General features: G+C 63.4%; 14 protein-coding genes. 8 read left to right on the top strand and 6 right to left on the bottom strand.

Features of this window, described 5'->3' with window-relative positions:
- Positions 1 to 73 precede the first annotated feature (73 nt).
- The 3 genes from F455_RS0101770 to F455_RS0101760 all read right to left on the bottom strand — a co-directional run bounded on the left by F455_RS0101770 (position 74) and on the right by F455_RS0101760 (position 6686).
- A complete protein-coding gene (locus F455_RS0101770; RefSeq protein WP_018971539.1) occupies positions 74 to 2134 on the bottom strand; it encodes an alpha-galactosidase in 2061 nt (686 codons plus the stop codon).
- A 72-nt stretch (positions 2135 to 2206) separates the two neighbouring features.
- Positions 2207 to 3523, bottom strand: a complete 1317-nt coding sequence (locus tag F455_RS19380; protein ID WP_211212272.1) for a DUF3472 domain-containing protein — start codon at positions 3521 to 3523, stop codon at positions 2207 to 2209.
- 151 nt (positions 3524 to 3674) lie between these two features.
- Positions 3675 to 6686, bottom strand: a complete 3012-nt coding sequence (locus F455_RS0101760) for a TonB-dependent receptor (RefSeq protein WP_018971537.1) — start codon at positions 6684 to 6686, stop codon at positions 3675 to 3677.
- Between the two features lie 534 nt (positions 6687 to 7220).
- Between F455_RS0101760 and F455_RS0101755 the strand changes: the two genes are divergently transcribed.
- Together F455_RS0101755 and agaR are read left to right on the top strand one after the other, a co-directional pair.
- Entirely contained in the window at positions 7221 to 7574 is a 354-nt protein-coding gene (locus F455_RS0101755) for a hypothetical protein (RefSeq protein WP_018971536.1), read from the top strand.
- Positions 7571 to 8365, top strand: coding sequence for a transcriptional repressor AgaR (gene agaR / locus F455_RS0101750; protein WP_018971535.1), 795 nt, complete (start codon positions 7571 to 7573; stop codon positions 8363 to 8365). Before F455_RS0101755 ends, agaR begins: the two co-directional genes overlap by 4 nt.
- A 29-nt stretch (positions 8366 to 8394) precedes the next feature.
- Here agaR and F455_RS0101745 read toward each other — a convergent pair whose 3' ends face one another.
- On the bottom strand, positions 8395 to 9207 hold the full coding sequence (locus F455_RS0101745; RefSeq protein ID WP_018971534.1) for an MlaA family lipoprotein: 813 nt from the start codon (positions 9205 to 9207) through the stop codon (positions 8395 to 8397).
- A 356-nt stretch (positions 9208 to 9563) separates the two neighbouring features.
- Here F455_RS0101745 and rpoZ point away from each other — a divergent pair, with 356 nt between their 5' ends.
- From rpoZ to recG, 4 genes are all read left to right on the top strand, one after another.
- Entirely contained in the window at positions 9564 to 9854 is a 291-nt protein-coding gene (gene rpoZ / locus F455_RS0101740) for a DNA-directed RNA polymerase subunit omega (RefSeq protein ID WP_026292968.1), read from the top strand.
- 107 nt (positions 9855 to 9961) lie between these two features.
- Positions 9962 to 12106 (top strand): RelA/SpoT family protein, encoded by a 2145-nt coding sequence (locus F455_RS0101735; RefSeq protein ID WP_018971532.1) that lies wholly within the window; start codon positions 9962 to 9964, stop codon positions 12104 to 12106.
- Between the two features lie 85 nt (positions 12107 to 12191).
- Positions 12192 to 12575 carry a RidA family protein gene (locus F455_RS0101730; protein ID WP_018971531.1) on the top strand — a complete coding sequence of 128 codons (384 nt, stop codon included), beginning with the start codon at positions 12192 to 12194 and terminating at the stop codon, positions 12573 to 12575.
- A gap of 144 nt (positions 12576 to 12719) precedes the next feature.
- The gene (gene recG, locus F455_RS0101725) at positions 12720 to 14831 is read left to right on the top strand and encodes an ATP-dependent DNA helicase RecG (protein WP_018971530.1); all 2112 of its coding nucleotides are present in this window, start codon (positions 12720 to 12722) and stop codon (positions 14829 to 14831) included.
- A gap of 62 nt (positions 14832 to 14893) precedes the next feature.
- On the opposite strand, the gene ald is transcribed toward recG, so the two are convergent.
- Positions 14894 to 16012 carry an alanine dehydrogenase gene (gene ald, locus F455_RS0101720; protein ID WP_018971529.1) on the bottom strand — a complete coding sequence of 373 codons (1119 nt, stop codon included), beginning with the start codon at positions 16010 to 16012 and terminating at the stop codon, positions 14894 to 14896.
- A 167-nt stretch (positions 16013 to 16179) separates the two neighbouring features.
- Here ald and F455_RS0101715 point away from each other — a divergent pair, with 167 nt between their 5' ends.
- Both F455_RS0101715 and F455_RS0101710 read left to right on the top strand, forming a co-directional pair.
- Positions 16180 to 16653: an Lrp/AsnC family transcriptional regulator gene (locus F455_RS0101715; RefSeq protein WP_018971528.1), complete on the top strand. Its 474-nt coding sequence runs from the start codon at positions 16180 to 16182 to the stop codon at positions 16651 to 16653.
- Positions 16654 to 16680: 27 nt separating this feature from the next.
- Complete coding sequence (locus tag F455_RS0101710; protein ID WP_018971527.1) at positions 16681 to 18012, top strand: hypothetical protein; 1332 nt, start codon at positions 16681 to 16683, stop codon at positions 18010 to 18012.
- Here F455_RS0101710 and F455_RS0101705 read toward each other — a convergent pair.
- Entirely contained in the window at positions 18000 to 18932 is a 933-nt protein-coding gene (locus F455_RS0101705) for a 2OG-Fe(II) oxygenase (protein WP_026292967.1), read from the bottom strand. The genes F455_RS0101710 and F455_RS0101705 overlap by 13 nt on opposite strands.
- Positions 18933 to 18960: the final 28 nt, after the last annotated feature.

The raw sequence follows: 18960 nt of genomic DNA, 5'->3' as shown, positions 1-18960 counted from the left end.
AGCGCGGCATGGCGGTAACGGAGAGGCGTTTCGAAATTTCCCACATGAGCGGGACATCCTGCCCCGTTCATCGTCACTGTGGCGTCAATTCGAACGTGATCACCTGGAACGGTGCGAGGGTCAGCGTCGTTGCTTGATCGGCGTCGAATGTCGTCTGCTCGCCGCCGCCCCAAACCGATTTCGCCACATAACGTCGCGCGCTGCCCGGCGGCAGTTCGAGCTGGCGCTGCAGATCGATCACGGCGAGCTGCGGTTTCGCGTCGGGATTGCGCAGCGTGATGATCGCCTTCTTCGGCGTCCACGCGGCCCAGCCGTAGGCATCCAGACGGCCCGGATCGCCGCCGATCCAGTGCGAGTCGCGCAGCACTTCGGCGTTCGTGCGCGACCAGCGCGCCCCTTCGGCGAGCGTGTCCCAGTCGGCGCCGCTCAGCAGCGACGGCGTGATGTACATCTCCTGCAACTGCGTGCCGCTGGCGAAGTATGAATGCACTTCGTTGGCGAAGTCGTGGCCGGGGTCGGCGTTGAGGCGCTTGTTCATCTGCGCGTAGATGATGCCGTGAAGCATCAGCGAATTGAGCGGGAACAGCGGCCCACGCTGGACGATGTTGCGATAGGTCTGCACATCGCGGTAGGTGATCCAACGTTCGCGGTTTGTGCCGACGCCGGCGAAATCGTCATCCTCGCCGTCGCGCCAGATCGAATCTGCATAACGCAGCCAGAACGGTGACGGATAGGTGCCGGTCGTGAGATTGACGAACGTGTCCGGCTTGGCCGCGCGGATATCGTCGATCAATTCGATCGCCGCGGCGAAATCGCTGTCGAAGCGGCTGCCCGGGAACACCTTGTCCGCGTTGCCGGTGCCGTCGAACTTGAACTGGTTGATGCCATTCTTCGTCAGCAGTTCCAGCACTGCATCGTGGAAGCGCTGGTAGTATTTCGGTCCGGACAGCGCGAGGCCGTTGTCGATGATTTCGTAGCCGGCCTCCTTACCGTTCTTTACGCGCTCTTCTTTCGGCTTGCTGTATCCACCCCACGGCGACAGCCACACGCCGGGCGCCGCGCCGTACTTCGCGGCGGCATCCTTCAGCGGCACAAAGCCCTGCGGGAAATCTTTCTGGCTGAAATGCCAGCTGCCGCTGCGATCGTCCCAACCGTCGTCGAACAGGAACGAATCGAGCTTGACCTGGCGCTTCACGCTCAATTCCTCGCCGAACGCCTTGATGCGATCGAGTGCCTGCTCCTGCGTGTATGGCGTGAAGTAGCCGATGTCGTACCACGAGTTGTAGTGCAGGAACGGCCGATACGGATGCGCGCGCTCGCGCTCGACGTACGTCGCGAAGTCGCGACGCAGCTGGCCTTCGCGGCTCACGCCGACGACGGCGGAGTAGTCGATGGATTGGCCTTTGCGCAGCGGCAGGCTGCGCTTGATGAACGTTCGCGCGCGCGCGCCGCGAACTTCGCTTTCCGACAGCGGATTCTCGAAGCCGAAGTAATAGCGCCCGAACACGATCGGCGAGCCCTTCACATCGCCATAAACCGTCGCGCCGAGAACGTCGTCGACTTTCAGCTGTCCCACTTCGGCGATCGACTCGTCCTGCTTGAGCGCGGTAATCGTGATGCGCTGGTGAACATATGCCGATCCGTCGCGTTGCTCGAGTTGCCAGTCGACGCGGAAGCGGCCATCGGCGTCGCGGAAACTCGCCTTGGCGTCCTGGCCGGCGAAATGTTCGACGAGGCGCGATGCCTTCGGATTTGCGCTCAGCGCGTGCTTGCCGGATTCGCCGACGAGGGTCATGTCCGCTGCCTTGATCGTCCTGCCGTCGGCGAGGATGAGGGTGAACGGATCGGCGATCTTGAGCGGCGTGCTGCCGGCGCGATCGACGACGACAAAATCGCTCAAGTGGCCATCGGCGGATTTCCACGTCGCCGCTATCGCGTCATTGCCCATGCTCGACTTGGATTTGCCCAGGGTCAGTGTCGTCTTCGCCGAGACTGCGTCATCTCCCTTGGCGAAGACACAGTTGGTTGCGGCGATTGCGAGCGCAAGTGAAACGACCGTGCAGATAAGCTCGCGTTTTGCTGTGCGGAGCGGAAGGCTTTCGCGATGACCGTAGCGGGGAAACGTTGCGAACATGGAATTTCTCGTCCAATCGATGATCTGGAAGAAGCAGCCGACGCGACCGTCGCGCCGGCTGCTCGGCTGCGCCTATTGTTGCGGCAAGCTGCTCAAATCCACGCTGGGATGCGTGCCGTTCGCCTGGCGATAGAACCACTGATGCGAAGCGACCGACGGCGTGAAGAAGCCGTCATTGCGCAGGTAGAACTGATTATCGATGGCTCCGCCGGCGAAATCCGCGCGCTGGTTGTTGTAACCGGTCGGATCGACGTCGTACCAGGCCGAAGTGATCTCGGTCCACTCGCCGGTCGAGCTGATCGCCCACTCGTTGCCGAAATTCCCGCGCCGCCCAAGATAGCCGGTGTCCGGATTGAAACCTTCGAGGAAGGAATACATGCCCTTGTGATACATCGATGTGCCGGGATATTTCCACGTGGCGAGGAAATTCCATTTGACACCCGCCTGTATCTGGTTGGCACCCTGACCATTGTCACCGCAGGCGTTGTCGCCCTGCGGCGTGCCGAACCAGGCCGAGAACAACGTGTTGCCCTGACCGTCGGGTTGGGCGCGCGTGATGAAACGATAGGTGCTCCCCGCTACCCAATTGCAGATCATATGACTTTGTCCGCCGGTGCCTTCGCCGCCGAAATTGTCGACGAGGGTCTGGTTGCCCTTGGTGACGAGCGTGGTGCTGCCGCTCGTCGGATCCCATACCGAAAACAGGATCCAGCGTTTGTTCGGCGCGTTCACCTGCATGCCGAAGTAGCCGACGTTGAAGCCGTTTGCCATGTAGTACGTGCCGACCGGATCCTGCCCGACCGGCACGGTGATTTCGCTGTAGAAATATTCCGTCGCCGCGGGAACGTCGAAGCCAAGATGCACCGATGGGCCGCGCCGCGACCAGTAGAAGTTGTCCGGATCGTTGGCGAAGAGCAGACCGCCCGCAGTCGCCGAGCCGTCGAGTTGCAGCGCGGAGATGTCACCGAAATAACCGGCGTCGTTCGAGACGCCTTGCAGGTCGATCTTCACGTAACCCGGCTGATTGATCGTGAACGTGCCCGCAGGGAACACCGAGTTCGCTATGCCGGCCGGCGCGAGGGAGATTATCTTCGATTGATCGCCGATCGATACCCTGACCGTACTCTGGGTCGAGCCAAACAGGCCGCCGACGAGCGAGACTTGAAGATCGCCCGGCTGCAGTACATCGACGTAGGTGCTGATCGTGGTCGAGGACGAATCCCAGTTGTGCAGGCCGGTGTTGTCGATCGACTCGTCCGGCTTGTTCTTCGACTGCGTGATGTACGTGTTGCCGCCCAAGGGAACAGTCGTGGGTGCGGCTTCGACCGATGCAGCCAGCAAACCGGAAACGAGCAACAGTCCGCCAATTCGATATCCGAAGTTTTGCACAAAGCCTCCGTAGAGAGATGAGACAGAAAAGGGTGGTCCGCACCCCCTGGGTTCGTCCTGACTTGCGGTCGCGGATGAAGCCGCAAGGCTGACCGGTGCGCTGCAAACCGGCCGGCGAAGATCGCGCCGGCGTCGTGCCGGCGCGTTGCAGTCACTGGTAGCTGTAGCGGAATACCAGCGTGGTCGTGCGCGGCGCTTGATAGCTCGACGTGCCGTATCTGAGGTCGCGCTGCCAGCTTCCATCGGTGTTCAGATTGCCCGTGTCGAATTGCTGGTAGCGATCGATCACGCCCTTGCGGTTGGTGACATTCTGCATCTGCAGGTCGATGCTGAAGTGGTTCTTGCCGCCGACCTGCCAGTCGTAGCCGGCGCCTAGCCCTAGCGTCCAGAAGAACGGGGTGCGTCCTGCCGTACCGGCCGGTGCCGGCTGGTTGTTGCAGTAGTGGCTGAGTGGACCGTCGTAGTTCGCTTCGTTGTCCGGATCGGGATAGCTGCCGAAGCAGCTCAAGGGTTTTCCGGTTTGCATTTGCAGGATGCCGCTGACGCGAAAACCGGTGTTGAAGTAGTACACGCCATTGAGGTTCAGCTTGTGGCGGACATCGGCCGCGAGATCGCCATAGCTGTACTGCATCATGTCGGGGAAGTCCCACAGCGGCTGCTGGGCGACGCCGCCGCCGACACGCTCGCTCAAGCTCAGATAACCGTCGTCGTTGCCGTACAGATGCGCCCAGGTGTAGCTCAGGTCGAGGAAGTAGGGCTCGTCTTCGGTGCGTGCGTGCATCATCTCAAAGGTGATGTGCGCATAGTTGCGCTTGGCTTTCGGCCCGAAGTAATTGGCCGGGAACAGCAGCGACTCGAGTTTGCCGTCGCCGTTGTAGTCGCGCGTGATGAGTTGCGCGTAGCCGGGATTGATCATCGGGAACGTGCTGTCGACGTAGTTCGGATAGCCGTGCGCATTAGCATAGGCGGTGATGCCGTCCGACCAGTTGGTGTCGTCCACGATGCGCTTGAGCTGGCTGAACCCGCCTTCGAGATTGAACGACCAGCTGTTTTGCAGGGCTTGCTGCCAGTACACCTGTAGTTCGTACTGATACGGTGCTTTGATGTTGGAAGAAGCTAGCGTGTAGTAAGGCTGCACTGCGCCCTCGCCGCCGAGCACCGTCTGCTGTGCGCCAAGCTGGCTCAGGCCGGTCGGCGCGCGCGTAACCGGATCGCGGCCGGTGTAGGTGTACCAGCGGTTCCATATGTAGGATGCGCTGCCGACGCCGGCATTCACGGCCGAGGGTATCGCCAGCCCGTACTTGCCGAGATTCGCGCCGATCTTGGTCGAGCTGTCGCCGTGCACGTCCCAGGCCGCGCCGATGCGTGGCGAGAGCAGCGGCAGGCGCATGAAGTTGTTGTTGTTCGCATCCTTGTTCGCGTATTCGTCGAAACGCGTGCCGAGGTAAATCACCCAACGATCGGCCACTTGCCAATAGTCTTCGAGGAAGGCGCCCTTGTTGACCGTGTTGAACGAGCCGCCTTCGCGCTCGAAGAATTGTTGCACGTACTGGCCATTGCCGGGCACGGGCGTGCCGTTCGGCAGGATCGTGCCGGGCTTGGTGTAGTAAGTCCAGACGCCGCCGTCGGTAGTCGTGTTGCCGTGGCTGTCGACGAAGTGATGATAGTGCTCGGCGCCGAGCGAGATCTTGTGGTCGCCGAGTTCCCAGTTGAGCTTGGCGTTGAAGCCGCGCTTCCAGTAATCCTGTGGGAATGTCTGCAGCGAGTTATTCGAAATGCCGATGTTGCTCGATTGCTGCGTGATCGGATCGACTTCGGTCACGTAGGGCAACCCGGTACCGCTGCTCGAAGTGGGATTGTATTGATAATCGCTCAGATAACCGCCCATCACGACAAAGCTCATCTTGTCGTTGATGTGCCAGGTGTAGTTGCCGATCAAAAACTTGTCTGTCGTATTGGTCCGCGTCCAGCCTTTGTAGGCACCGATCGAACTCGGCGTGTAGTTCTGGGTCAGCGCGTACAGATTGGTGAAACTGGTCGTGACATCCTTCTCGGCAACCACGTCGAAGGTCTGGTCGGCGTTGATGTTCCAGGTCAGGTTGACCATGCCGTTCTTGTCGCGGTTGGTGACGTCCGATGCGCGATTGACGGAGTACGACGTGCTCTGCCAGTTGGGCTTGTTCCCGATCATGGCAAACAGGAACAGCGTGTCCTTGATGATCGGACCGGAGCCCCAGATGTATTGCTCGACCTGGGTGTTGTGCCGATTGTCTGAGTAGTAGCGGTAGTACTGCTGTTTGCCGCTGGCGTCGGTGTAGTACGAATTGGGCGATGCCGGATTCAGGCTCGATGTGCCCGGCGTGATGTAGAGCGTATAGCCGCCCTGGTATTCGTTCGTGCCCTGGCGCACCGTGCCTGCGTAGAGGCCGCCGGTGACGTTGGTCCAGCTCGCGCTGCCGGCGCTCGAAATGACGTCGACACCTTGCAGCGCTTCCGGAGGCAGGCGATTCGCGCCGGGGCCGCTCTTCATGAATTCGTTCGTCGTGTCGAAGCCGTTATAGAAGTAACGGTTCTCTGCCGGGCTGGCGCCGCCGGCCACGGCGAGCTTGGTCGTCTGGTCGTCATACACGACATTCGAACGCAGCAGCGCGATGCTTTCCATGCTGCGTCCCGTCGGCAGCTGGTTGACGATCTGCATGTCGTAGTGATTGATGAAGGTCGGCGTGCTCACGTCGATCGGTGCGATGTCGACGACGCGCGATGTCGCGGTCACCTCGACGCTGCCCAGTTCGGCTGCGTTGCCGGCGGCGCCCGTGACTGACGTCGCCGCGGCGATCGCCGGCACGGGCGAATTGTTGTTGGTCTTGACCAGCACGTTGCGCGAGCCCACTTCCTTGCCGTCGCGCGATACGGTGACGGTGTAGATGCCCGGGTTGAGTCCGTCCAGGCTGTAGCGGCCGTTCTTGTCGACCTGCACTTCCTTGCGATAGCCGGTCGCCGCATTCGTGACGACGACGCTGCTGCCCGCCGCCGGTTCGCTGCCATAGAGGCCGCCGGTGATGATCTGCGCGTAGGAAAAATTGGCGCCGAATGCCGTGAGCAGACTCGCTGCAAGCAAGGTCTTCTTCAATGCGCAACGCGACCCGATGGTTCTGGTTTTCATGTCAATGCCTCAAGTGAAATTCTCGATCCCGACGCTGCGTCGCTCCCTCGGCAAAGCGCCCCCAACTGCAAAAATCCTTGGCCGCAAGCGAAGAGCATTCGCCGCGGTTCGTTCGTTTTGACGTACGGCGACGTAGCCGGCCCGACGCTGTTCCTTGGCACTGCCCGCGGGAGCTGGCTGAATTCGCCGAGGGTGAGAGAAGGAAAGTAGAGGCCGGCATTCGAAGCAAATTGACGTAATATGAAAGTAATATACGATGAATAATACAGTAATTGAAAGTAAATGAAACTTTCAAGCATTTTTCAGTTTTGCCGCAAACGCCGGTCGACGGATCCTTTTCGTGCCTCATCGCCTGCGTCGCCCTGCATACAGGCGGCGCGCGTTCCGATCGATCGAAAGCAATGATTGAAGCGGCGGCTTTTTTGCGGCGTGAGACGCCCAGGGCGAGCAGAATGAAAACATCGACCCAACGCAAACCACCGATGGCGTCGCTGGCGCGGGCCCGATGCTTTTGCTACGCCGCCGCTGTCGATCGTGCGCGGCAGTGCTGGCAAAAGCCCGTTGCAGACCGCGCGCGATGGCAAGGCCGATCTGCGACCGACCGACCTTCAGTCGCGCTGCATGTTGCGCGTGCGCGAGACGCGCTTTCCGGCAATCGACGTGCACGAGGGCGACGGGGTGCCGCGGCAACTGCTCGACGATGAACTCTACGAGATATGCAATCGCTGCCTGGAGACGGAAGACGAGTATTTCGACTATGCTCCCGCTGACGTTCCGCCGCGTGGGCGCTGGTCGATCTTCGGCATCGGCCTGCCCGAGGCGATCCCGCACGAGATCTATTACTACAACTACTACAACGCTACCCGCTTGCTTGGCTTGAGTACATGAACCGACCGCCGTCCTCGCCCCGTCTGCTCGTCGAAGAACGTCGCCGTCTCATCGTTGAGCAGGTCGAGCGCGCGGGCCGCGCCACGGTTGAGGAACTTGCCGCGCGCTTCAAAATTTCGCCGGTGACGATCCGTGCGGACCTCGAAGCGCTCGCACGCAACGCCGCGATCGTGCGCTCGCATGGCGGCGCATTGCCTGCGCCGGCGCATGCAGTCGACACACCGCTCAGCATCAAGGAAACGCGCCACCACGCGCAGAAGCGGCTAATCGGCCAGGCCGCCGCCAGACTCGTCGAAGACGGCGAGACGATCATTCTCGACTCGGGCTCGACCACGATCGAAATTGCGCGCGCGCTGCGCCAACGCAAATGGAGCGAGCTGACCGTGATCACGAACGGACTGCACATCGCGCTCGAGCTCGGTGCGATCCCGGCGATCCGCGTGATGATGCTCGGCGGCCTGTTGCGCGCGAGCTCGCAGTCGCTGGTCGGCTCCGGGGCCGAGCAGATGCTTGCTCAACTTTCCGCCGACCGTCTGTTCCTTGGCGTCGACGGCATCGATCCGGAAATCGGCGTGACCACGCCCGATCCGCAGGAAGCGACGCTCAATGCATTGATGATCCGTGTTTCGCGCGAGGTCGTCGGCGTGTTCGATTCGAGCAAGTTCGGCCAGCGCAGCCTGTCGGTGATCGCGCCGCTGTCGGGCCTGCACAAGGTGATCAGCGACACCGCCGCTGCGCCGGAATACGTTGAAGCGCTCGAAAGCGCAGGGGTGGGCGTGACGCTCGTCTAAGCGGCGATCACGTCAACGCCAGCGGCGCGTTATTGCTTCTGCGGCGTCTTCTTCTCGTACTGCTGCTGCTCTTCAAGCAACTTGTCGACGTCGAGATTCTCGTCGCCCTGCAGCGCCTGGATCGCTTCCATCGGCGGATTGCCGTTGTAGATCTTGTACAGGCGGCGCTGGCGATATGCGTCGCGGTAGAACACGTACGGGTCGTAGACGCCTTCTAGCAGGCCTTCGGCGTCGATGGCGCTCGAACGCAAGGTGACGAGGTAGGCCCCCTGCGGCAGATATTCGGCATGCCATTTGAAATCGTGACTACTGGCATACCACGAGAGCGGGTCGAGGAAGTACTGATCGACCGCGATCGCGGGCAGATCGCGCCCAGTGGTCGGGCCGAACAGCGGTAGCACGAGATACGGTCCCTCGGGCACGCCCCACCTGGCCAGGGTCACGCCGAAGTCGGTCGTGTGCGCATCGATGCCCATTTCGCTGGCCGGATCGAACAGACCGAGGACGCCGACGGTCGTGTTGATGACCAGGCGGCTGGTTTGTGTGAACGCATACTTCGGCTGCCATTGCAGCACGTCGTTGACGATCGTGATCGGCGACTTGACGTTGGCGAAGAAGTTGCTGATCAGACGGCGCGAGGTATCGTTGGTGACCTTGCGGTAGCCGACTGCGACCGGCCGGATTGCAACCCGATCGGCGAAGTCGTTGAACGCGTACATCTTGCGGTTGAACTTCTCGTAGGGATCGTCCCGGCGCGGCGCCGGCGTCGCGCAGCCGGCCAGCACGGCGGCGCCGGTGGCAGCGAGGGCGAGGCGGGAGAGGGTAGTCGAGATTTTCGGCATCGATGGGCTGTCCTTGGGCTATCCGCAGCGCGGGCGCGCAGGGCGCATTTCCCTGTCTGACGCGCAAGCGTACGCAATTGCGACGCGCCTGCCCACTTTCAAGCCGCGCGGAATACAGCGGCAGTTCAGTTCCGGACGATCGGGTTTGCGCGGCATGCGGCGCTGCGGCTACAATGTGAAACGTATAGTTTTGACCAGCCCGTGCGGGTTTCGTGTGATTGATCACGGATTCGCATGCAGGCACGTCCCCAGGTCCGCGCCGGATCGGCGCATTCGAGACGATTCGAGTTTCGCGCGGTTCCTTTCGGATCGCGTGCGGCCCGGGCTTCGCAGTTTGGTTTTTCGAGGTGTTTTTTATGGCACGCATTACCGTGGAAGATTGTCTGGAAGTGGTCGACAACCGCTTCGAACTCGTCCTTATGGCGACCAAGCGCGCGCGTCAGCTCGCCAATGGCGCCGACGCGACGATCGATTCGGCGAACGACAAGCCGACCGTGCTCGCCTTGCGCGAAATCGCCGGCCGCAAGATCGACCAGAACCTGATCGACGAGGTCGACAAGGCTGCGCGCGAGAAAGCCGAGCGCGAGGCGCTGGAATGGGCTGCCGCCGAAGTCGACGACGACCTCAAGGGCGGCGACGACCTGTGAGCGATGGCGCAAGCCATAGCTTTTCCGCAATGCGCGCCGCGCGCGGCTGGCGCGCGCATGCCACACGCGTTCCACTCCTTCTTCGCGTAACGCGCTAGGAACACGACATGAGCACGGCGCTGCAGGAAGCTGTCCCTGCCGACGTGCTGGCGCTCGAACAGCGTCTTGCTGCCTATCTTCCTGCCGAGCAGGTCGCGCGCGTGCGCGAGGCCTACTTCACCGGCGCGCGTGCGCACGAAGGGCAGAAACGTAAGAGCGGCGAACCCTACATTACCCATCCGGTCGCGGTCGCGGCCATCCTCGCCGATCTCGGCATGGACGCGGAAACGATCATCGCCGCGATCCTGCACGACACGCTCGAGGACACGCCGCTGCCTCGCGCGGAGATCGAATCGAAGTTCGGTTCCGTAGTGGCCGAACTCGTCGACGGCGTCACCAAGCTCGACAAGGTCAAGTTTCGCAACCAGCAGGACGCCGCGGCCGAAAGCTTCCGCAAGATGCTGCTGGCGATGGCGCGCGATCTGCGCGTCATCCTGATCAAGCTCGCCGACCGCCTGCACAACATGCGCACGCTCGGCAGCATGGCGCTGGCCTCGCGCCGGCGCATCGCGCGCGAGACGCTCGACATCTACGCGCCGATCGCGCAGCGCCTCGGCATGAACCGGTTCCGTTCCGAACTGCAGGATCTCGGCTTCCGCGCGCTCTACCCCGACCGCTACCGCGTCATCGTCGAGCGCATCAAGGGCGTGCTCGGCAACCGCCGCGAAGCAATGGGCAAGATCGAGGCCGCGCTCGCGGCGCGCCTCGTCGCCGAGCATATCCCGGCGCGCGTCATGAGCCGGATCAAGACGCCGTACAGCACGTATTCGAAGATGCACAAGGAGCACAAGACCTTCGCCCAGGTCATGGACGTGTACGGCTTCCGCGTCATCGTCGAGAACACGATGCAGTGCTACCACGCGCTCGGCGCGATCCATTCGCTGTTCAAGCCGCTGGACGGGCGCTTCCGCGACTTCATCGCAATTCCCAAGGCGAACGGCTACCAGTCGCTGCACACCGTGCTGTTCGGCCCGTTCGGCGCACCGATAGAAATACAAATCCGCACCGCGGAAATGGACCAGGCCGCCGAGCGCGGTGTCGCCGCGCACTGGGTCTACAAAACCGCGGCGGAACCCGCGAATGCCGCGCAGTCGCGCGCGCGCGACTGGATCACCGGCTTGGTCGAGACGCAGGCGCGCGAGACGTCCTCATCGGCGGAGTTCCTCGAAAACGTCAAGGTCGACCTGTTCCCCGATGATGTCTACCTGTTCTCGCCGAAAGGCAAGATTTTTTCCCTGCCACGCAATGCGACCGCGCTCGACTACGCCTACTTCGTCCACACCGACGTCGGCAACCATGCCGTCGCTGCGCGCGTCGACAGGAAGCTCGCGCCGCTGCGCACGCGTCTGAACTCGGGCGAGACGGTCGAGATCATCACCGCGCCGTCGGCGCAACCGATGCCGCAATGGCTGGAGTGGGTCGTGTCCGCGCGCGCGCGTGTGGCGATCCGCAACAATCTGAAACATCTGCAGCACGAGGACGCGGTCGAACTTGGCCACCGCATGCTCGATCGCGCGCTCGAGGCACAGGGTGTCACGCTCGACGCGATTCCGCTGAAGACGCTCGATCGCTATCTCGCCGATGCCAAGTTCAAGCGTCTCGAGGAGCTGCTCGCCGACATCGCGCTCGGCAACCGCATGCCCGACCAGGTCGCCACAGCACTGGCCGAAGGCGCGGCGCGGACGACCAAGTCCGCGCGGCATGCGCAGGAGAAGGTGCTGATCACCGGCAGCGAGCGCGGCGTGCTCAGCTTCGGCCAGTGCTGTCATCCGCTGCCGGGTGACGAGATCTTCGGCTATCTCTCGCAGGGCAAGGGCGTGGTCGTGCACCGCGTCGACTGCCCGAACGCGGCCGAATACCGCAAGACGCCCGAACGCATCATCGCGATGGGCTGGGACCGCGACGTCGCCGGCGACTACCGCGTGCGCCTGCGCATCGTCGTCGAGAACAAGCCTGGCGTGCTCGCGACGATCGCGGCCGCGATCGCCGGCGCCGACTCGAATATCGAGAACGTCGAATACCAGGACCGCGACCTCAACACCTCCTCGCTAATGTTCACGATCGAAGTGCGCGATCGCAAACACCTCGATGAAGTGATGAATCGCGTGCGCCGGGCGAGCGTGGTGCACGGCGTGTATCGCTATCCGGAGTGAGATGTTTACTCCCCGTCCCGGTTTCATGGGGACGAGGTGTCTGCAATGCTCTTCACAAAAACCGAACCCAAGGAATCCGAAGACTATGCCCCGCAACCCCATCCATAGCGATAGCGCCCCGAAGGCGATCGGTCCGTACTCGCAGGCCGTGAGCATCGGCAACACGATCTACTTCTCCGGCCAGACGCCGATCGATCCCGCGACCGGGGAACTCGTCGTAGGCGACATCGTCAAGCAAGCCGTGCAGGTGTTCGAGAATCTCAAGGCGGTGGCGGCTGCGGCACAGATCAACTTCGGCGACGTTGCGCGCGTCGGCATCTACCTGACCGATCTCGCCAATTTTGCCGCGGTCAATGCGGTCATGGCCGATTACTTCCAGGCGCCGTATCCGGCGCGTTCGACGATCGAGGTCAAGGGCTTGCCGAAAGGCGCGCAAGTCGAAATCGATATGGTCGCGGTGGTGGATTGATATTTCTCCCGCCGGGAGAAGGTGCCCGAAGGAGCGGATGACGGAAGGACGCCACGGACTGTCGCGCTGTTGGAAGGCGTGAGGCATCTCACTCATCCGGCGCTTCGCGCCAACTTCTCCGCACGGGGGAACGAAAGCATCGCCATGCCGACTGCCGCGTTTTCCAACGATCCCGGTGCCGCCTCGCTGACGTCGCTTGCCGGCGTCGGCCCCGCGTTGCGCGAGTCGCTGGCGAAACTCGGGCTGCTCACCTTGCAGGATCTCTGGTTCCACCTGCCGCTGCGCTACGAGGACAAGACCCGGATCAGCTCGATCCGCGACTTACGTGTCGGCGATACGGCGCAGGTCGAAGGTCGCATCGAGGCGATCGAAAAGGGTTTCCGATTCCGTCCGCAGCTGCGCATCGCGATCTCGGACAGCACGGGTGCGGACGATTCGCAGTCGACCTTGCTGCTGCGCTTCTTCCACTTCAACAACGCGCAGGTCAACCAGCTCGCGATCGGCACACGCCTGCGCTGCTACGGCGAAGTGCGCCGTGGCCAGCACAGCCTCGAGATGGTGCATCCGCAGTACCAACGCCTGGCCGAGGATGCCGCGAGCGAAGTCGAGGAGCGTCTGACCCCGATCTATCCGACCACCGAAGGCCTCGGTCAGAAGCGCCTCGGCGGCTTGATCCAGCGTGCGCTCGCACTTTTGCCGCAGGACGAGTTGCTGGAATTGGTTCCTCCCGCGCTACGCGAGGCGAACGCGGCGATCTCGCTGCGCGACGCCTTGCTCTACATGCATCGCCCCCCGCCGGACGCAGATCTGACACAGCTCAGCCTCGGCACGCATCCGGCGCAGCGCCGGCTTGCGTTCGAGGAGCTGCTGGCTCAGCATCTTTCGCTACGGCAATTGCGCAATCGCCTGCGTGCGCATGCGGCACCGGTGCTGCGCGGCGACGGCAAGCTGCGTCGTCGCTTCCTCGCCGCGCTGGCGTTCGCCCCGACCAAGGCGCAGGCGCGCGTCGCCGCGGAAGTGGCGCGCGATCTCCGCGAAGCCGCGCCGATGCTGCGTCTCGTTCAAGGCGACGTCGGCTCGGGCAAGACTGTGGTCGCCGCGCTTGCCGCGCTGGCCGCGGTCGAAGCGGGCAGGCAGGCCGCGCTGATGGCGCCGACCGAACTGCTTGCCGAGCAACATTTTATCAATTTCCACAAGTGGATTTCCCCGCTCGGCATCGAAGTCGTCTGGCTCGCCGGCAAGCTCAAGGGAAAAGCTCGCACTGCGGCGCTTGCCAGCCTGCGCGGACCGGCGCAGATCGCGATCGGTACGCATGCACTGATGCAGGAAGGCGTCGAATTCGACCGCCTCGGCCTCGTCATCATCGACGAGCAGCATCGCTTCGGCGTCGATCAACGCCTCGCGCTGAGGGACAAGGGCCGCGCCGGCAGCGAGATTCCGCACCAGCTCGTGCTCACCGCAACACCGATCCCACGCACGCTGGCGATGACTGCCTACGCCGATCTCGACGTATCTATCATCGACGAGTTGCCGCCAGGCCGCACGCCCGTGGCGACCGTGGTGCTCAACGGCACGCGCCGCAGCGAAGTCGTCGAGCGCATTCGCGCCGCCTGTGCCGAAGGACGGCAGGCGTACTGGGTCTGCACAGTCATCGAAGAATCGGAAGTGCTCGAAGCGCAGGCGGCCGAAGTAGCGCATGCAGAGCTTGCTGCGGCGCTGCCCGGCATGCGCATCGGCCTCGTCCACGGGCGCATGAAACCGGCCGAGAAGCAGGCGGCGATGGACGCGTTCAAGCGCGGCGAAATTTCCCTGCTCGTCGCGACCACGGTGATCGAGGTCGGCGTCGACGTGCCCAACGCCAGCCTGATGGTGATCGAGAACGCCGAGCGGCTTGGCCTTGCCCAATTGCACCAGCTGCGCGGTCGCGTCGGCCGCGGCACGGCGAAATCGAGTTGTGTACTTTTATACCAGGCGCCGCTGTCGGCCACGGCACGCGCGCGCCTCGACGTGCTGCGCGAGACCAACGACGGCTTCCGCATCGCCGAGAAGGATCTGGAATTGCGCGGCCCCGGCGAAGTGCTCGGCACGCGTCAGACCGGCGAGGCTGCATTCCGCGTCGCCGACCTCGCGCGCGATGCGCATCTGTTGCCCGCCGTGCAGCGCGCCGGTGAAGTCCTCATGCGCGAACACCCTGATTTGGTCGCACGTCTGATCGCACGCTGGATCGGGCATGCGGCGCGCTTTGCCGGCGCCTAGGCGAGTCTTACGCAGTCGACCCGCCTCCGATCAAACGAGACGGGTCGCTGGGATAGCAGTGGTTACAGGCCGATCACGCTTTCCGCTTTGACGTAGGGCAGGCCGTGCGCCTGGGCGACCGGTTCGCAGGTCACCTTGCCGTCGGCGACGTTGAGGCCGTTGCGCAGGTGCACGTCCTGCGCCAGCGCCTTTTTCCAGCCATTGTTGGCGAGGGCGAGCGCGAACGGCAAAGTCACGCTGTTGAGCGCGAACGTGGACGTGCGCGCGACCGCGCCCGGCATGTTGGCGACACAGTAATGCACGACGCCGTCGACCACGTAGGTCGGATCGGCGTGCGTGGTCGCGTGTGAAGTTTCCACGCAACCGCCCTGGTCGATGGCGACATCGACGATCACCGAGCCCGGTTTCATCGTGCTCAGCATGGCGCGCGTGACCAGTTTCGGCGCGGCGGCGCCCGGAATCAGCACCGTACCAATCAACAGGTCGGCGCGGCGCACGAGTTCCTCGATCGCCGCGCGCGTGGAGAACACGGTCGAGATCGATGTGCCGAACTGCGCGGCCAGGCGCTTTAGCGCATCGGCGGAGCGGTCGACTACGGTCACCTGCGCACCCATGCCGACCGCGATCGTCGCCGCGTGCGTACCCGACACGCCGCCGCCGAGAATGACCACTTCGGCCGCCGGCACGCCGGGCACGCCGCCGAGCAGCACGCCGCGGCCGCCCTGCGCTTTTTCCAGCGCATGCGCGCCGACCTGCGGGGCGAGACGGCCGGCGACTTCGGACATCGGTGTCAGCAGCGGCAGCGAACCGTTCGGTGCCGTCACCGTCTCGTAGGCGATGCAGATGGCGCCGGAGTCGATCAGGTCTTTCGTCTGCTCTGCGTCGGGGGCGAGGTGCAGGTAGGTGAAGAGGATCTGACCCTTGCGCAGTTTCTTGCGTTCGACGGCCAGCGGTTCCTTCACCTTCACGATCATCTCGGCATCGGCGAAGATCTGGTCGGCACTGTCGACGAGGGTGGCGCCGACGGCCGTGTAGTCGGCATCGGGGATGCCCGCACCGAGACCGGCGCCCGTTTGCACGGCGACCTGATGGCCGTGATGCACCAGCTCCTGTACGGACGAAGGGACGAGGCCAACGCGGTATTCGTGGTTCTTGATCTCTTTCGGTACGCCGATACGCATGACTGCGATCTCCCTCAATTGATTGGTTGGTCTGTTGTGCGCCGTTGCGGCGGCGCTGCCAGTGCGGCAGTATGATTGAGATATCGAGCAATTGATCGCCCATTTATCGTGTGTTAGCGTTGCGTCGTAGAATATTTCGCGTCTTTTTCTTGTTTATCTGAATTATTATGCCGATTCACGACCCGACCCTCGACGAGCGCGACCGCGCGATCCTGCGCCTGCTTCAGCAGGACGGGCGCCTGACCAATCTCGAACTCGCCGCGCAGATCAATCTTTCGCCCTCGGCCTGCCTGCGCCGGGTAAAACTGCTCGAAGAACGCGGGCTCATCTCGCGCTACGTCATGCTGGTCGATGAAAAGGCGGCGGGACTGCCGGGTACCGCATTCGTGCTCGTCACGCTCGATCAGCAGGGGCGCGCGGCGCTCGACGCGTTCGAGGCCGCGATCCAAGGTCACGCCGAGGTTACGGAGTGCTGCCTGCTCGCCGGCACCGCCGACTACATGGTGCGCGTGGTGTATGCGAATGCTGCGGACTTCGAGCGCATTCACACCGGGATCCTGACCCAATTGCCCGGCGTCGTGCGCGTGCAATCGACGCTGGCGTTGCGCACGGTCAAGAGAACCACCGCGTTGCCGGTCTGATCGCGCGTCGCCGAATACAATCGACGCATGATTCCGAAATCTGTTCCGGGCTTGCGCCTGTTCGCTGTCGCACTTGCCCTGGGTCTGCTCGTGGCGACGTTGGTCTGGCGCATCCCGTTCATGCTCTGGGACCACCTCGACTTGGCGCCTATGTACGCCGGCTGGCAGAACGGCACGCTGGCACAGACGATTTTTTACCGCATCCACGGTGGCCATCTGCACACGGCGGCGTATGTCGTGCTGCTCGCGACGACCTGGCTTTCGCACGGGCAGACCTGGCTCGATTGCCTGGCGAGCTGGGTTTTGCTGTGCGGCTACGCGGCGATCGTGTTCGCCATCTGTCGCGAAACACTGCACATGGACGATGCGAGGGCGCGCGTCATCGCCGCACTCGTGATTTTTTTCGCACTGTATCCGGGACATCTCGCCAATCTGCAATGGGGCTGGCAGGTGGCGGTGTTCCTGTGCCTGTTCGGCAGCGCGGCGACGATCCGCCTGCTCACCGCGGCGGAGCTGGACTGGAAGGGCAACCTGCGCGCGCTGCTCGCCGCCGCGCTCGCGCTGCTGAGTTTCGGCACGGCGCTCGCGTTGCTGCCGGTGGCCTTGTTTGCGATCGCCGTTCGCTCGGAGTCGAGCGTCGGCCGACGCATCGGTCTTGCCGTTCCCTGGATGGCGTGCGGTTTGGCTGCCGCGTACACGATGTCGGGCGGCGCGAGTTTTCTAACTCAATATGTGCATGCGGGCGAGGGCCAAATTGCGATGGCGCTCCTGCGCGATGCGCACTATGCACTCAACTATCTCGGCGCCGGCGTCGCGCGTTTTGCCGCCGCTGCGGCGCCTTGGCTGGCCCTGTTCGCGCTCGTCAGCGGCGCCGTTGCGATGGTCGCGACGCGACATCGCCGCGCGGCGCGGCCGTGGGCGGCGTTGATGCTGTTCGGCGCGGCAAGCGCGTTTCTCACCGCGCTGGCGCGTGTCGACGAAGGCGCGGCGCAGGCATTTGTCAGCCGCTACGTGAGCTTCTCATCGGTGTTCTGGATGGGCTGGACTGGCTTGTGCGCCGTTGCCACGCAGAACACGGCGCACAAGCCGCGCGCGCAATCGATCGCGCTCGGTGTCGTCATCGCCTTCGCGCTGTTGAATGCAGGCGCGATGACCAAGCGGGCTGCGCGGCTGGCGAACGAAGCGCATGCGCAGGCGGCGATCCTGTGCGCGACCTGGCCGCAGGTCGACCATGCACTGCTGCAGGGCATGCACTACGACGGTGCGGACGCGGCGCTGCGGGGTCTGCAGGCCGTGCATGCGCTGGGCTTCGCACCGTTCGACGGCTGCACGCCGGACCAGCCCGGCTACCGGCGATAGCGCACGTAGAGCCGCTTGAGCAGGTAGAGGATCTGGCCGCCTAGGCCGCGTTCCTGCGCCTGCAGAAGTCTCGCGTTCTCGGCGTACAACTGCTGCAGCTGGTTGTCGCGGTGCGCGATCAGCTCACGCAGTTCGGCGAGGTCGGCGGCGTCGAGCGTATGGCCCGCAACCAAGCGCACCGGCAACTGTCGATTCACGTAGTGAGTAGTGTGCTTGCCCGCGGTTTCGGCGGCGGGCCGCGCGGTGGTATAAAAGTACAGGGCGATCGATTTGCGCGAGCGGCCCGTTTGCTCGACCGGCAGCGCGATGCGGTCGAAACCGTGCCAGCTATGCTCGGTGGTCTCGAAGATCACGCAGCGGTTGAACGCCGGCACGATGCGCGCGGCCGGCGCGGCGTCGGCGTACGGATCGCGCCAAAGTTCCAGATTGCCGCCCCAGCCCTCGCTCCAGTCGGGGTTGAGGTAGACGATTAGGTTCAGGCGCCGGTGCCAGCGTTCGCTCGGGTGGTAATTGAAATCGATGTGCGCCTGCAGAGCCTGGCCGTTGCGGTTCTCATGCGTGCCGCCGCCGAGGTAGAACGGATCGTAGAGCAAGTCGTCGATGCTGGTGAGGCGACCCACGAAGCGCAGAAATTCGTCCGCGCGGACCAGCGCGTCGAGCTGGCGATAGTCCGCGCCGAGCGCAGTCATGCGCTCGACCGTGGACTTGCCTCCGGTGACGCCATCGTCGCCGATCGCGTTGCCGCGCTCGAACGCCGGGAACGCAGCGAGCAGCGCGTTCGCGAAATCGCGCGCGAGGAAGTTCTCGATCACGACGTGGCGAAACGGCTGCGCCTGCGCGAAGCGCGCGGCGAAGACGTCGACGTCGCGCCGCGCGCCGGGATCGATCAGGGAGTCGAGAATGCCTGCCAAGTCATGCACGTATGCAATGCGAAGCGCTCATGATAGC

The organism is Rudaea cellulosilytica DSM 22992 (assembly GCF_000378125.1).
GTDB classification, from domain to species: Bacteria; Pseudomonadota; Gammaproteobacteria; order Xanthomonadales; family Rhodanobacteraceae; genus Rudaea; species Rudaea cellulosilytica.
Note: the sequence above shows the minus strand (reverse complement) of the source record. Positions and strands in the feature narration are given on the sequence as shown.

Bases quoted from the DNA above. Each gene is read 5' to 3' on its own strand.
- F455_RS0101770 (WP_018971539.1), bottom strand. From the start codon at position 2,134: ATGTTCGCAACGTTTCCCCGCTACGGTCATCGCGAAAGCCTTCCGCTC.
- F455_RS0101760 (WP_018971537.1), bottom strand. From the start codon at position 6,686: ATGAAAACCAGAACCATCGGGTCGCGTTGCGCATTGAAGAAGACCTTG.
- agaR (WP_018971535.1), top strand. From the start codon at position 7,571: ATGAACCGACCGCCGTCCTCGCCCCGTCTGCTCGTCGAAGAACGTCGC.
- F455_RS0101745 (WP_018971534.1), bottom strand. From the start codon at position 9,207: ATGCCGAAAATCTCGACTACCCTCTCCCGCCTCGCCCTCGCTGCCACC.
- rpoZ (WP_026292968.1), top strand. From the start codon at position 9,564: ATGGCACGCATTACCGTGGAAGATTGTCTGGAAGTGGTCGACAACCGC.
- F455_RS0101735 (WP_018971532.1), top strand. From the start codon at position 9,962: ATGAGCACGGCGCTGCAGGAAGCTGTCCCTGCCGACGTGCTGGCGCTC.
- F455_RS0101730 (WP_018971531.1), top strand. From the start codon at position 12,192: ATGCCCCGCAACCCCATCCATAGCGATAGCGCCCCGAAGGCGATCGGT.
- recG (WP_018971530.1), top strand. From the start codon at position 12,720: ATGCCGACTGCCGCGTTTTCCAACGATCCCGGTGCCGCCTCGCTGACG.
- ald (WP_018971529.1), bottom strand. From the start codon at position 16,012: ATGCGTATCGGCGTACCGAAAGAGATCAAGAACCACGAATACCGCGTT.
- F455_RS0101715 (WP_018971528.1), top strand. From the start codon at position 16,180: ATGCCGATTCACGACCCGACCCTCGACGAGCGCGACCGCGCGATCCTG.
- F455_RS0101710 (WP_018971527.1), top strand. From the start codon at position 16,681: ATGATTCCGAAATCTGTTCCGGGCTTGCGCCTGTTCGCTGTCGCACTT.